At 53.8% G+C, this 13,365-nt stretch carries 10 protein-coding genes and 2 pseudogenes; 5 read left to right on the forward strand and 7 right to left on the reverse strand.

Features of this window, described 5'->3' with window-relative positions:
* From Y017_RS15380 to Y017_RS02695, 4 genes and pseudogenes are all read right to left on the reverse strand, one after another.
* Positions 1–384: AMP-binding protein (locus tag Y017_RS15380; protein WP_231483351.1), on the reverse strand; the 384-nt coding region annotated here is incomplete at both ends.
* A gap of 1 nt (position 385) precedes the next feature.
* Positions 386–1,846, reverse strand: a pseudogene (locus Y017_RS02685) (condensation domain-containing protein); the annotation flags it as partial.
* 36 nt (positions 1,847–1,882) lie between these two features.
* Positions 1,883–2,086: an MbtH family protein gene (locus Y017_RS02690; RefSeq protein WP_035458910.1), complete on the reverse strand. Its 204-nt coding sequence runs from the start codon at positions 2,084–2,086 to the stop codon at positions 1,883–1,885.
* Between the two features lie 87 nt (positions 2,087–2,173).
* A complete protein-coding gene (locus Y017_RS02695; protein WP_035458787.1) occupies positions 2,174–3,835 on the reverse strand; it encodes a multidrug ABC transporter permease/ATP-binding protein in 1,662 nt (553 codons plus the stop codon).
* Between the two features lie 206 nt (positions 3,836–4,041).
* Here Y017_RS02695 and Y017_RS02700 point away from each other — a divergent pair, with 206 nt between their 5' ends.
* Both Y017_RS02700 and Y017_RS02705 read left to right on the forward strand, forming a co-directional pair.
* Positions 4,042–4,653, forward strand: coding sequence for a TetR/AcrR family transcriptional regulator (locus tag Y017_RS02700; RefSeq protein WP_011589374.1), 612 nt, complete (start codon positions 4,042–4,044; stop codon positions 4,651–4,653).
* Between the two features lie 106 nt (positions 4,654–4,759).
* The gene (locus Y017_RS02705; protein WP_011589375.1) at positions 4,760–5,395 is read left to right on the forward strand and encodes an endonuclease; all 636 of its coding nucleotides are present in this window, start codon (positions 4,760–4,762) and stop codon (positions 5,393–5,395) included.
* A 140-nt stretch (positions 5,396–5,535) separates the two neighbouring features.
* Here the strand turns inward: Y017_RS02705 and Y017_RS02710 are convergent, their stop codons facing one another.
* Positions 5,536–7,311 carry an acyl-CoA dehydrogenase C-terminal domain-containing protein gene (locus Y017_RS02710; RefSeq protein WP_035458790.1) on the reverse strand — a complete coding sequence of 592 codons (1,776 nt, stop codon included), beginning with the start codon at positions 7,309–7,311 and terminating at the stop codon, positions 5,536–5,538.
* A gap of 239 nt (positions 7,312–7,550) precedes the next feature.
* Here Y017_RS02710 and gdhA point away from each other — a divergent pair.
* Positions 7,551–8,888: pseudogene (gene gdhA, locus Y017_RS02715) on the forward strand (NADP-specific glutamate dehydrogenase).
* Between the two features lie 38 nt (positions 8,889–8,926).
* Here gdhA and Y017_RS02720 read toward each other — a convergent pair.
* On the reverse strand, positions 8,927–9,325 hold the full coding sequence (locus Y017_RS02720) for a YbaN family protein (protein WP_035458791.1): 399 nt from the start codon (positions 9,323–9,325) through the stop codon (positions 8,927–8,929).
* A gap of 340 nt (positions 9,326–9,665) precedes the next feature.
* Positions 9,666–11,462 carry an acyl-CoA dehydrogenase C-terminal domain-containing protein gene (locus tag Y017_RS02725; RefSeq protein ID WP_011589380.1) on the reverse strand — a complete coding sequence of 599 codons (1,797 nt, stop codon included), beginning with the start codon at positions 11,460–11,462 and terminating at the stop codon, positions 9,666–9,668.
* 278 nt (positions 11,463–11,740) lie between these two features.
* Here Y017_RS02725 and Y017_RS02735 point away from each other — a divergent pair, with 278 nt between their 5' ends.
* Entirely contained in the window at positions 11,741–11,929 is a 189-nt protein-coding gene (locus tag Y017_RS02735; protein ID WP_035458796.1) for a Trm112 family protein, read from the forward strand.
* Between the two features lie 38 nt (positions 11,930–11,967).
* The gene (locus Y017_RS02740; protein WP_035458798.1) at positions 11,968–13,005 is read left to right on the forward strand and encodes a phospholipase A; all 1,038 of its coding nucleotides are present in this window, start codon (positions 11,968–11,970) and stop codon (positions 13,003–13,005) included.
* Positions 13,006–13,365 lie beyond the last annotated feature (360 nt).

Raw genomic sequence — 13,365 nt, forward strand, 5'->3', positions numbered from 1 at the left:
TACATAGGCGAGCTGGTCTGGGTGCGGTTCTTCGTTAAGGATGCCGTAGGCAAAATCGTCCAGCGAAAGCTCATCGACCGCAATGGGGTTAACGGCTTCAACGCTCGGCAGGGTGTCGATCAGGTCAGAGGAGGTGAGCAGCAGGCTCGCGCCACTGTCTTCCAGCATGTAGCGCAAACGATCGGCGGGATACCCTGGGTCCAGCGGCAGAAAAGCACCACCGGCTTTCATCACCGCAATAAAGGCTTCCACCATGGTGACGCCACGTTCGAACGACACCCCCACCACTTGATCCGCTTTCACGCCTTGGCCCATCAAGTAACGGGCCAGCTGATTAGAGCGCGCGTCCAGTTCGGCAAACGACACGCGAGTGCCACCGTGCACNAATGGCATCGCCCCGCTTTGCCGCCTGCTGCGAGAATAAGGACACAAAACTCGTCGCTTGCCACTCGCCTTCACCCTGACCCCACTCTTGCAGTAAAGCTACGTCACCCGGGACCAGTGCGGCGCTTTCTGTCAACGGTAACGCGGGGGCTTGCAGCCACTGATCCAGCACCTGCTCAAAACCAGCGACCATTCGCTCAGCGAAAGCATCATCGAAAATACCCTCACCATAAACCAAACGTAGCGTCAGGCCGCCGTGTTCATCTGGCCAGGCATCCAGCACTAGATCAAATGGCGTCTCCGTTACCGGTAGATCTTCCACCCGCACCAGCAGGTTTCCCAAGTTTAAGCTCAACCCCTTGCCCTGCTGACGATAGTTAAACGCCACTTGGAACAAAGGGTGACTTCCAGCACGACGGGAATCACTGAGCTCATCGACAATTTTCTCGAAGGGAATATCTCGATGTTTTTTTGCGTTACTCAATGCATGGTGAATATGGGCAATCCAATCACTGACTGATTGGGCTGGCAACACTTCGCCCTGCACCACCAGATTATTGACAAAAAATCCCATCAAAAGCTGGTTACTGCTATTACGGTTCGCGCTGGGCACGCCAACGCGAACTAATGACTGCCCTGATATGCGAAAGAGCAGATACTGCAGCACCGAAAGCAATACCGTGAAGCGACTAACCCCCTGCGTTCTGGAAAACTTTTTCAGTCGCTGCGTTTGCTCAATGCTAAGGGAGAAATCGCGATAGCGCGCCGCGTTGGATACCCCACTTTGTGGTGACAGACGCGGCAACGCCAGCGGCTCACCTTCGTGCTCCAGCGTTTCAACCCAGTACTCTAGCTGTGATTTCGCGTTCTCACTGGCAAGCCACTGCACTTCGGTTTTCACCCAATCCAGATAGCGGGTTTCCAGTGACGGTAGCTTAGGCTCTAAACCCTCCCGCAAGGCGCTATAGGCATACAGAAATTCCTGCATGAATACGCCCAGAGACCAGGCGTCGCCCACAATATGGTGTAGGGAAATCAGCAGCACGTGTCGCTGCTCATTCAATTTTACCAACCGATACCGCATCAACGAATCCGTCTCCAGATCAAACGGCGTCGCATTAAACTCATGGCCCAACGCATAAGCGGCCGCCACCGGATCCGCCCTATTACTAACGTCCTCGCACTGCAAGACCCGGTCTTCATGTGGCGCAATTCTTTGCCACCCCTGCCCATCGCGTTCGGCAAATTGCACCCGCACAATATCTTGCCGTGCAATCACATAATTAATGGTCTGCTCGAGTGCTTCTGGGTTTAATTCTCCCTCCAGCCACAGCATGGCGCCAAGGTTATACGCCGTACTCTGCGCAGAGAGCCGCGTGAAAAGCCACAAGCGTTGTTGTGAACAGGAAAGCGGGGCCCAGTCCGGCCCCGGGTTTAGATTTTCGTTGGCAGACCAGGTCATATCAGCTCCTTGGCGTTAGGGCAGGCGCAAGAGAAATCAGGACGCTTGCGCATCACGCAGGCGACGTGGGCGCTGATCCGTCCAACTCTGATTAATATGCTCAAGACATTCAGTCTTGTTGCCAGTGACACCAACGGTTTTCCAACCTGCCGGAACCGGACGATAGGTAGGCCAGATGCTGTACTGTTCTTGGTCATTGATGACGACGGTGAATTCCGTTTCAGGATTATCAATACTCATGGCTTCCTCGCCGGTGACAGGATGAATAACAACGCGTGCAAGCGCTGAAAGCTCAAACACGCAACACTCTATTTTCGAGGGGGTGATCTAAAGGCTAGCTTCACGCAATACCTGAACACTCTCACGAGCACTCAAATCGTCTATTTCCTGCAAACGGCCAGCGTCCATTTTCAACAAGCGATCTGCACGATCGAAGTAATGATCATCGTGAGTAATGGCAATAATGGTTTTACCGGTAGCCTGCAGCCGGGGCAGCAGATCGAGATAAAAAAACTGCCGGAACTGCGGATCCTGGTCCGCTGCCCATTCATCCAGCAATAAACAGTCTCGGCTTTCCACCACCGCCATTAACAGTGCCAGACGTTTGCGCTGACCTTGGGAGAAACGGATATCGCTAAGTCGCCCGTCTTGCTCGCGTACCTTGTGCTGCATCCCCAAGGTGGCCAACCAAGCATCCACGTCTGCGCTAGCCACGTCTGTCCCATCGCCTTTGAGCAAGCGACTGAACAAATGGAAGTCGGTAAAAACAGAAGAGAAAAGCTGTCGAAAAGCCACCCGGGTTGATTCCGTAACGGGCTCGCCATCGACTATCAGCTCACCCTGCTGAGGCCGATACAATCCCGTCAGCAAACGCGCAAAAGTGCTCTTACCACTACCATTGCCCCCTTGCACAAAAATCAGTTCCCCACGACGGATAGTGATATCCAGCGGCCCCACCGCAAAACCTGGTGCTCCGTCCTGCTCTGGGTAGTGGTAACACACGCCCTGCAAGCTAAGAGTACTGAAGCCGGACAGCGTATTGCTGGTGCTTTGCAGAAGGTCAGCAGAATCAGCAGCCAGTTGCAGCCCGGCTAGCTTGCGCAAAGACACCCGTGCCGACAGCAGTGTTGGCAAGGCCGCCACCGCACCAATCAACGGTGTACGCAGTAACAGAATCGTCAGCGCAAAAATCGACGCAGTATTAGCATCAGCCCACCCTTGACCAACCGCCAGATAAAACAGCACACCAATCAACGCCAGCACCAGCACATTGGCCATATTGCCCGCCAGACCGTTATAGATATCCGCCCGAGTAACATGATCCCGGTAGGCGCGGGCATGGCCATCAAACTCTTCATCAAAAAAACGGGCGGCTCGAGGCCGGTTCAATGCCAGCTCCTTGCGGCCATCAATCATGGCCTGATAATCCTGATACAGGTGGTCGTCCCCTTCGCGCACCTTGCCAATATGGAAATTGATACGGCCAACCAACCAGACCCCCATCACAGCGGTTGCCAGCAACCAGACCACGGTAACCACAAACAATCCCGGCGCCAGCCAGGCAAGCCATCCCAGAGCCGCCACACTAAGCGCCGCGCCGTAAACCAGTTCTGGCAGATGCACAAAGGCAATGGTCAGGTTACGCAGGTCGGTGCTCAACGCTGCCAGCAGATGCGGCCCTCCCACTTTTTCCAACTGCTCGATGTCTGTTGCCAGCACTCGACGCACCAGATCCCTGCGTAAGCCATAGACCATCCTGTGGCCAAGCACATGCAAGGTCACCTGTGCCAAGGTAGCGGTGACAAATAACGCCACTAACAGCAAAACGAACTGCAGCAATACAACGGGCAGATCAGCGCCTCCGGCCAGTAAGCGCTGACTGATGAAGGCTAACACCGCGACGCTAAGCACAGCGCTCAACACACTCAGCACCGCCACTGCTGCAAAGGTTTTTTTTCGACTGGAAAACAATAGGCCCATAAGCGTCATGAGGATGTCCGCCTCCTTGGACAGGGAACAGCTACAGAAGAGAATCGCAATGATATTGATTCTTATTTATAAATCAACTTTATTTTCGGCCCGCTAATCCCATTTGGGCCATTCTTCTTGCCGCTACGCCCTGTGTACTGGCACGTCTCGTCATTGCCGAAAAGTGTCCTGCTCAATACCATTAGGTAACAGCACAGGACTTATTCATGACTCAGCAGATCACCGCACGCGGCCAACGACGGCGCCAGGCCTTACTTGATGCCGCCACACATACCTTCCTACAGCACGGTTACGCACGCACCACGCTAGATATGATCATTGCTGAAGCAGGCGGCTCACGCCGCAGCCTGTATGAATATTTTGGTGACAAACGGGGACTGTTCAGCGCGATCATCACTCATCACGCTCACAAGATGGTTCACGATATTCGCAACCTAGAGGTGGACGACCTACCCGCCCAGGAAGGCCTTGAGCTGCTGGGGCATGCTTTCGTCAAAGCATTGACGGATCCGATTAACTTGGAACTGTACCGCTTGCTGATTGCAGAAGGGGCCGCTTTTGCGGAACTCGGAGAAACGGTATATGCGGCCGGGCCTCAATTTTTACAGGAACAATTACAGCTTTACCTCCAGTGCCTTCACGACCGCGGACAACTCCCCGGCCCCAGCCCTAGCGATCATGCTGCCCGGCAGTTTTTCGGGATGGTCAAGGCGGACTTTCAACTCTGTGCTCTATTGGTCCCCAGCCAGCTTCCCGATGAAACAGCGATCACTGCACATATCCGTAGCTGTGTGACGCTTTTGTTGAACAACCGCTAGTCCCACCATAGGCACCAGCTATCTGCCAAGCATACATTGCAGATAGCCGTCATCATGGCCTTGGGGGCTAATATGGTAATAAGAAGAATGTGACAGGATTCACAACATGCGGAAGATTATACTGACGCTGCTGGCAACGTGTTTGCCGGTTACCGCCAGCTACGCCGGTGGCATGGATACATTGTTCCTCGAACAAGTCTACCCTAATGGCGGCTCTACTCTTTATTGTCAGGAACCTTTCCAACTCGGTGATCGCATTTTAGTAACGCAGATTTACGATGAGCGCCGTCTAGCACAACACTTTGGTTGCAGAAGTAGCCGTCTTTGCAGAAACAATCCGCAGTTCACTGATATTTACCAGGACCGCCATGCCCTTTTCCCCGTTACCCGCCTCGCCGAACTAGATCGTCGGCGGACCCTGTTTGGCGATTTACCCGATACAACGAATAAAAATGCTCATTGCGGTTACAAACAATCTTTCCAAGTGTTCGAGCCCCCGGTAAACGCCAAAGGTGACGTGGCACGGGCCATGCTCTATCTCCACGAGCGTTACGAATTGCCCCTGCTAGGCACGCTGGAAATGTACCAACGCTGGAGCAGGGAGGACCCCGTTACTGACGAAGAGCGCCAACGCAATAATGTGATTGAAAAACTGCAGGGTAACCGCAACCCCTTCATTGATAATCCAGCCCAAGCACAACGCCTACAGGGCAGCTCACCGCTGAACATGCAGTTTCCATAGAGGGGTTCAAAGTTGAAACGTGAACACTTTACTCAACGCTTTTAACGCAAGAGGCCGCCCCCAAACACAGGGCGCGGCCTCTTGATTTCAGTACGGGGAAATTGCTCCCGCGTTCTAACGTTGAACCTTCAACTTGTCACTCAGAACTGTTCCGCGTCCAGGCTCATCATGGCATCCGCACCGCTATTCAGCTGGGCAGCCAGTGATTGGGCCTTTGGCAGTACACGCTGAAAGTAGTATTGCCCGGTGATACGTTTGGCTTTAGCGAAGTCATCATCACGGTCATCGGTGGCCGCTAGCATCTGCGCCCACAGCCATGCGTAGAGCACATAACCAAAGATATCCAGGTACTCCACCGCAGCAGCGCTGATCGCATCCGGGTTGTTGCCGGCCTGGGCCAGCAGTGTATCGGTGGAAGATTTCAGCAATAGCAAAGCCGCTTGCAGGTCGTCTTTTACTGCGGCTAGCTGCGCATTATCGGCATTAGCATCCACCCAGGCCTGGGCATCGGCCAGGAAAGCATCCACGGATTTACCACCGTTGCGGACCACTTTACGGCCAGCTAAGTCCAACGCTTGAATACCGTTAGTGCCTTCGTAGATCTGGGAAATACGGCAATCGCGAACAAACTGCTCCATACCCCATTCACGAATATAACCGTGGCCCCCAAATACCTGCTGCCCGGTAATGGTGGTGTCCAGGCCTCGATCGGTAAAGAAAGCTTTAGCGACCGGCGTCAACAGCGCCACCCGATCCTCCGCTTTCTTCTTGGCCTCCGCGTCTTCGCTGAACTTAGACGTATCCAGCTGCATGCCCACATAGGCTGCCAGCGCACGGCCTCCTTCATTGATGGCGCGCATGTTCATCAGCATGCGACGCACATCACCGTGCACAATGATCGGATCCGCCGGTCCTTGCGGGTTTTTCGCACCGGTGGCGCTGCGACCTTGTAGGCGCTCTCGCGCATATTCCACAGCACTCTGGTAGCTAACTTCACCCAACCCCAAGCCCTGTAGCCCGATGGACAGTCGCTCGTAGTTCATCATAGTGAACATGCACGCCAGCCCCTGGTTCGGCTCACCGATAATCCAGCCTTTGGCATCGTCGAAGTTCATAACACAGGTGGCAGAGCCCTTGATCCCCATCTTATGTTCGATGGAACCACAGGTGACACCGTTGGCCTCACCCGGATTGTTGTCCGCGTCAGGCAAAAACTTGGGCACCAGGAACAGGGAGATCCCTTTGGAGCCTGCTGGCGCATCCGGCAACTTAGCCAGCACCAGATGGACATGGTTGCCGGTCAGGTCATGTTCACCACCGGTGATAAAAATCTTGGTGCCGGTAATGTTGAACGAGCCATCATCGTTAGGCACAGCCTTGGTCCGTAGAATACCCAGGTCTGTCCCGGAATGCGGCTCAGTCAGGCACATGGTGCCACTCCACTCACCGCTATAAAGCTTGGGTAAGTACTGCGACTTGAGTTCTTCGCAAGCGTGGGCATCCACCGCTAGGCACGCACCACTGGTTAGTGCCGGATACAAGGCAAACGAAGAACAAGCGCTGTGCATCATTTCTTCAAAAAGCACCGCCAATGACTTGGGCATACCCTGGCCACCAAACTCCGGGTTACCGGAAAATGCGCTCCAACCATTTTCGGCAAAGGTCTTGAATGCTTCCTTGAAACCATCCGGGGTAGTCACCGCCCCATCGGTCCAAGTGCAGCCCTGCTCATCGCTGTTACGATTCAGCGGGAACAGCAAGCCTTCGGTCATTTTGCCCGCTTCTTCCAGAATCGCATCGGACAAATCCTGAGTCACCTCTGCGGTGGCCGGCATGGAGGCCCAGAGTTGATCCGCTTTGAACACATCGTTGAGAACAAAACGCATGTCCTCGAGGGGGGCTTTATAAGTCGCCATTTGCACGTCTCCCGAAAGTTGGCAGGATGCGAATTTTAGGCAGCCCTGCAGCTGGGTGACAGGCTTATTTGTGACCCAGCGTTCACATTACGTATTTTGCTTTATGGCATTGCAACCAGCTCTCAGCACACCACTGACTGCCTAGCCCGAGACAAACAGTACCCCCTAAGCGCATCAAATTGGTGCGCCATAGCGCACCAATTAAAACCACTCACCACTCAGACGCTCAGGATTCCAATATGACATCAGGGTTAGAGAGTTTTCTTCAGCAGATAAAACGGCGCGACCCGGAACAAGCCGCCTTCCACCAAGCCAGCGAAGAGGTTCTGCGCTCACTATGGCCATTCCTCAAACTGCAGCCAAAGTATCAATCCATGGGCCTACTGGAAAGGCTTGTTGAACCCGAGCGGGTGATTCAATTTAGAATCGCCTAGCAAGATGATAACGGTCAGGTCCATGTCAATCGTGGATATCGGGTACAGATGAACAGCGCCATCGGCCCCTACAAAGGCGGGCGACGCTTTCATCCATCGGTTAATCTGGACATCCTGAAGTTTCTCGCCTTCGAGCAAACCTTTAAAAACTCGCTGACCTCCCTACCTATGGGTTCAGGTAAAGGGGGCGCGGACTTTGACCCCAAAGACAAATCTGACGCTGAAATTATGCGTTTTTGCCAGGCGTTTATTACCGAACTCTATCGCCATATTGGTCCCAACCTGGATATTCCTGCCGGCGATATCGGGGTCGGTGCTCGGGAAGTAGGCTATATGTTTGGCATGTATAAAAAGCTCACCAACGAATTCACCGGCACCTTTACTGGAAAAGGCTTCGCCTTCGGCGGCTCACGAATACGCCCGGAAGCCACCGGATATGGCTGCGTGTATTTCGTTGAAGAAATGATGAAAACACGCCATAGCGGGCTAGAAGGGAAAAAAACCCTGATCTCCGGTTCTGGCAATGTCGCCCAATTTGCTGCCAGGAAAGTACTCGATCTAGGCGGCAAGGTGCTGACTCTTTCTGACTCCAGCGGCACCCTGTTTTTCCCACAAGGAATGACCGAAGAAGATCTTCTTCATATTACCGAGTTGAAAAATAAGCCCGGAGCGCGTCTCAGCGAAGCGACTCAATATTTGAATGCTGAATACTTGGAAAGCCAGCGCCCCTGGCACATCCCCTGTGATATTGCTTTACCATGCGCCACCCAAAATGAGCTTGACGAGGACAACGCCCGCACCCTGATCAAAAATAATTGTCAGGTTGTTGCCGAAGGGGCGAACATGCCATGCACCCTCGCTGCCATAGACATCTTCCGGGATGCCCATATATTGTTTGCGCCCGGCAAAGCCGCCAATGCAGGCGGGGTATCGGTGTCGGGACTGGAAATGAGCCAGAATAGTTTACGACTAAACTGGACCTCTGGAGAGGTGGACGAGCGACTGCATTCTATAATGCAGCGCATTCACCATTCCTGCATTGAGTACGGAACCGTGGACGGCACCACCGGTTATGTCCGGGGTGCAAATATCGCTGGGTTTGTCAAAGTGGCAGATGCCATGCTCGCCCAAGGGGTGGTGTAACCGTTTTTACTCAGCACAATAAAGCAGGCGGGTCGGCACTATCGATCGGCGCGCCCGCTCTTATCTCCCTGCTTAGCTGCAGGCTCCGGGCGAGCCCAAAGCCACGCGGCAGTCACCATCAATGTCGCCGGAACGCCCAGCTTTAACGCAACATGGGCCTCAGAAACCGCAATCATCATTACGCTGAGCAACATCATTGCAGACGCCGCGATTTTGGCCCGACGCGACACCGCGCCATGCTCTCGCCAGTCACGGATACTGGGGCCATATTTAGGGTGCCCCAGCAACCAAGCTTCCAGCCGAGGCCAACCATGAGTCCCTGCCCAGGCGGCCAGCAACAAAAAGGGCACCGTGGGCAAACCAGGGATGACTACACCAATCCCCCCAAGCACCACGGACAATATTGCCAGCAACCGCCAGGCGGTGATTTTAAGCATTGCGCACACTCCTGAAATGTCACAACAGCATGCATTCAGCAAACGCTCGCTGCAAAAGACCCAGGCCAGATATGACCTGCAGCCACCTTATGACACTGTTTCGACACGGCCACGTTGAACACTCCCTTGAGCATGACTATACCCAGGATAATAGTAAGCACACGATTTACAGGAAAACGTCCGTCTTCCTTCGCATCAATCCCATCAGCGCCGAAGAAGGGCCGCAGTGAGATTGAAACTAAACCCAACGCACCCTACGGCATGCTCTCTGCCTCAACCAGCGGTCAAGCAGCCAAAAAAAACCCGCCATAAAGGCGGGTTTTTTATCAGCAGGAGAGACTTAGAATGCGAAGTGCTCGGCATCCAGGTCCATCATGCAGTCCAAACCACCTTCGATAGCGCCTTTATGGCCAGCCACGCGCGGCAGGATGCGCTTGAAGTAGAAACGCGCAGTACTGATCTTGGCTTTGTAGAAGTCCTCATCACCAGCACCAGCATCTAGCTGGGCTTGCGCGACAGATGCCATGCGCGCCCACAGATAGGCCAGCGTCACGTAACCAGAGTACATCAGGTAATCCACCGAGGCGGCGCCCACGTATTCCGGATTCTGCATGGCCTGCATGCCGATGGCTTGAGTCAGCTCGCCCCATTCCTTGTTGTAGCCGGCCAGCGGCTCAACAAATTCTTTAAGGTCGCCATTCTCACCATTGGCTTCACAGAACTGGTGCACAATCTTGGTGAAGTTACGCAGGGCCTGGCCCTGGGTCATCAACACCTTACGGCCCAACAAATCCAGCGCCTGAATACCGGTGGTGCCTTCGTACAGAGTAGAGATACGGGCATCACGAACGTTCTGCTCCATGCCCCACTCACGAATAAAGCCGTGACCACCGTAGATCTGCACACCGTGGTTAGCAGCTTCCAGGCCTGTTTCGGTCACAAACGCTTTGGCGATCGGTGTCAGCAGCGCCATCAGTTCGTCGGCTTCTTTACGGGCCGCTTCGTCCTTCTCCAGCTTCACCTTGTCGCCCAGCTGGGCACACAGGTAAACCAGTGCACGGCCACCTTCGGCGAATGCCTTGGAGGTCAGCAGCATGCGACGCACATCTGGGTGAACGATGATCGGGTCAGCCGGGCCTTCCGGGTTCTTAGGTCCAGACAGACTACGCATGGCCAAACGTTCCTTGGCGTAGGTCAGCCCGCCCTGGAAACCAATTTCAGCGTGCGCAACACCTTGAATAGCAGTACCCAGGCGAGCGAAGTTCATGAAGGTGAACATGCAGTTCAAACCTTTGTTCTCCGGACCGATCAGGTAACCAGTCGCACCGTCGAAGTTCATTACACAGGTAGCAGAAGCCTTAATACCCATCTTGTGTTCGATGGAACCACAGGTCACCGCATTGCGCTCACCCACGCTGCCGTTACCGTCAGTCATGAACTTGGGCACGATGAACAGGGAAATGCCCTTGGTGCCTTTCGGAGCACCCGGCAGGCGAGCCAGGACGATATGGATGATGTTCTCAGCCATGTCATGCTCACCGGCGGAGATGAAGATCTTGGTGCCGGTGATGCTGTAGGATCCGTCGTCGTTAGGCTCGGCCTTGGTTTTGAGAATGCCTAGGTCAGAACCACAGCTAGGCTCAGTCAGACACATAGTGCCGGTCCACTCACCACTGGTTAGCTTGGGCAAGTACCCTTGTTTCTGCTCTTCAGTGCCGTGTTCTTCAATGGTGGCAACCGCACCATGGGACAGGCCCGGGTACATGCTCCAGGACCAGTTGGCAGAACCGGTCATTTCTGATATCGCGATACCGGCAGAACCCGGCAGGCCTTGGCCCCCGAACTCAGGATCACCACCCATGGCCGGCCAGCCACCCTCTACGTATTTGACGTAGGCTTCTTTAAAGCCTTTCGGCGTGGTCACCACACCATTTTCGAAACCACAGCCTTCCTCATCACCGGAACGGTTTAGGGGAGCCAGTTCGTTTTCAGAAAACTTGGCACCTTCTTCCAGGAAAGCATTCAGCAGTTCGCTATTGATATCGTCCAAACCCAAGCTGGCGTAGTGGCCATCCAGGTCGAGCACTTCATTCAGTACAAAGCGCATGTCGCGCAGGGGAGCCTTGTAATCCGGCATCTCAAATCTCCCTTAAATTACCGGTAACAATGAGGCGGGCCGTGGCTCGCCACTCTTTTAAGTGGGCTAATCTTAGGTCAGGCTTCCGGCACGTCTCCACCCCTATTTGTGACCCGCAAGTCAAACAAGCGTTTGAAACCAATGTTTGCCCGCTAACCGCCCTGTTTTCAAAGACAATTACCAGGAAATCGTAAAAAAGCATCGGTCTGCTTGCGATAGGCATTCAACCCGCCGAGGTTTCGGTATACTCGCGACATTACCGTTTAGGAGTGGTGAAAATGCTTGATCCCAATCTACTGGATATTTTGGTCTGCCCGGTCAGCAAAGCACCGTTGATCTACGATGAAAAAACCGCAGAGTTAAAGTGCAAAGCCAGCGGCTTAGCCTATCCGGTGCGCGATGGCATACCGGTCATGCTGGAAGAGCAGGCACGCGCCATGAGTGATGAAGAAGCCCTGTCACTATAACATTTAGCCCCACTACTCCTCGCCACAGGAAGGCCCTCATGCATATCCGCCTTATGTTCGCCCTAGCGCTGGCCAGCTCCCTTCTTTGCGCCGAGGAGCCGGCCAATAACGATCCTCCTGTACCCGACAGCCCAGCCATCAACATGACAGAAGAGCAAAAGCTCAATAACTGTCTGTTACGCAGTGCCCAGACCGCTAATGGCAATGTAACACTGCACGAAATGCGCGGTTGGTGTACGAACGGCGAAGAACAAGAGAGAATCAGTAGCCATGAGAACGCCCTGCGAGCCAGGCTGGCACTGGAAAATACCACCCGCGGCAATCCCTTTGTCATCACCCCTCATCGCCGAAACTACCTGATGCCGTATAGTTACTGGTCCAATCGGCAGTGGAACGACCCCACCAAGAAGGACAGTGATCTACAACCCTCTGAGGTCAAATTTCAGTTATCGCTGAAAGCCCCTATCAAAGAAAAGATTTTCGATGACATTACCCTTTGGATGGCCTTTACCGGCACGTTCTATTGGCAAGCTTACAACAGTGACCTCTCGGCCCCATTCCGTGAAGCTAATTACGAGCCGGAATTATTCATTACCAAACCAATTGATTGGCAAATAGGACCTCTAGATTCGGAGCTATTGGCGCTAGGGTTCAACCATGAGTCCAACGGCCAGGATGTGCCCGTTTCACGTAGCTGGAACCGTATCTTCATGAACTATGTGTTCAAGACAGGGGATTACTACTGGTCCTTCAAACCTTGGTATCGCATTCCTGAAGATAAAAAAGATTCCCCCACAGATACCAGCGGTGACGACAACCCGGATATCGAAAAGTACATGGGCAATTTCGAACTGGAAGTCGCACACCCATTCGGCAACCACGTGGTCGAACTGATGCTACGCAACAATCTACGTTCGGAGAATAAGGGCGCAGGCCGCCTCAATTACTCATTCCCGCTAAGCAAACGCTTCAAAGGCTTGGTGCAGGTTTTCTCCGGGTACGGGGATTCACTGATTAATTACGACAATTATGAGAACCGCTACAGCTTCGGGATCCTGTTGACGGATTCTCTATAGAGGCAGCCCCGAGCCACACGTTTTAAATAAGACACCAAAGGCTCTCTTGAAAGTGCACACAGATTGCAGCGCGGCCAAGAGAGCGTTCGGAGTCAACGGCACCTATAAAGTCCCGTATTTCAGCGGGCAGCTTCACGCTTGTCATTCTAATACCACAGCCCCAAAAGCCGCCGGAATAAGCTCACTCCCCACAGGAGCGAGCCAATCTTGTCAATCGCGCCCCTGCTTGGCTTGCTGCACCTGAAAGCGCGGCGTCTGTGCCCCCCGTTTTAGCATTTATCCACATCGCTCTAGGGGCGTTTTTCAGAGTACTCACTATAGGTAGGCGGCGTTGACTATTGTGGTGGCCATGGCCTACCA

Origin of the sequence: Alcanivorax sp. 97CO-5, from assembly GCF_000524665.1 — a bacterium.
GTDB classification, from domain to species: domain Bacteria; phylum Pseudomonadota; class Gammaproteobacteria; order Pseudomonadales; family Alcanivoracaceae; genus Alcanivorax; species Alcanivorax borkumensis.